This is a genomic window from Pseudomonas sp. GM84 (assembly GCF_000282535.1).
Taxonomy (GTDB): domain Bacteria; phylum Pseudomonadota; class Gammaproteobacteria; order Pseudomonadales; family Pseudomonadaceae; genus Aquipseudomonas.
On record NZ_AKJC01000039.1, the window covers coordinates 1 to 1039 of the forward strand.

The 1039-nt window shown below is 57.7% G+C and carries 2 protein-coding genes; one reads left to right on the forward strand and one right to left on the reverse strand.

Annotated features, from left to right (window positions below; genetic code table 11):
- Positions 1-118 precede the first annotated feature (118 nt).
- Positions 119-412 carry a hypothetical protein gene (locus PMI38_RS02965; RefSeq protein WP_008090481.1) on the reverse strand — a complete coding sequence of 98 codons (294 nt, stop codon included), beginning with the start codon at positions 410-412 and terminating at the stop codon, positions 119-121.
- A 370-nt stretch (positions 413-782) separates the two neighbouring features.
- Here PMI38_RS02965 and PMI38_RS02970 point away from each other — a divergent pair, with 370 nt between their 5' ends.
- The gene (locus PMI38_RS02970; protein ID WP_008090482.1) at positions 783-1031 is read left to right on the forward strand and encodes a hypothetical protein; all 249 of its coding nucleotides are present in this window, start codon (positions 783-785) and stop codon (positions 1029-1031) included.
- Positions 1032-1039 lie beyond the last annotated feature (8 nt).

Genomic DNA, 1039 nt, shown 5'->3' on the forward strand with positions numbered 1-1039 from the left:
GGGTATCGCGCACGCTGACTTCGCCGGAGTAGCGGGCGAACCCCCGCCAGCGGCTCGTCGACCAGGTTGATGGTCTTTACCTCGATCAGGTCGGTCAGGGTGTCACCACGCGGCGCGCTCACTGCACATGTGGGCCGTCCTCTGTATCGAAGATCCCCAGCAGGAACCACTCAGGGCCAGGCGATTCAGGATACCAGCCCACGCAACCACAGCAGTTCGACGTGAGGTCCCAATATGGGTGGTCGTCCAGATCGCAATCCATGGACCAAGTTTTCAGGTCCTCGGCTGCCCAGACCATGAATGGGGTGTGGTCTTCTGTCCCGTCGAAGTCTGGGATGCCGGGGTGGTACCACCACCTGTTCTCGTCGCGTTCGACGGCCACACCTTGGATCAGCTTGCTTTCTTCAGGCAAGACGATTCCTTGGCCGCTCCTGCGACCGGCTTGTGCTTAAATTGGCAAGTTCTGAAATGGATACTTCTAGTTAGGGAGAGCGCTTATGTTTGCTGTTGGTATCGCGCTGCTTGTTGTCGGGCTGGGAACTTCGAACCCTGGTCTTTGGATACCTGGCGCCGCGCTCATGGTAGCCGGCGTCGTGAAGCGAGCACGCAGTTAGCCCCTTGGCCGCCATATTGCGGCAGTGAATAGAGGGGAGAGGGGGCGTTATAAAAATGAGCCAATTGTCGGAAGCAGTTCTCAATCCATCTGAGTGCGCTTGATCAACGCTTCGCTTTGGCTAACTTAGATTTGTTGATCACCCACCAGACGGTTGCAGGAGGGCTGTATGAGAGTTCGCGGCGATGTCTTCTGGGACTGGGCAGACCCTACGCTCCATCACCGAACCCATGATGAAACCCTGGATGATGGAGCCCATATCGATGTGCAGGTCAGGCTTTCCCGCACTGGTCTTACCCAGATGTTTATCGGCGTGTACGGACCAAGCGGCATGGCCCTCCACGAGGAAGCGTTCGATTCTCGCCCCGGGGAGTCGATGACCAGGGCCTTGGCCTGGGGCGTTGGTGAACTGGCCTAATGATTTTG

Coding starts and splice junctions, on each gene's coding strand:
- PMI38_RS02970 (WP_008090482.1), top strand. CDS start 783: ATGAGAGTTCGCGGCGATGTCTTCTGGGACTGGGCAGACCCTACGCTC.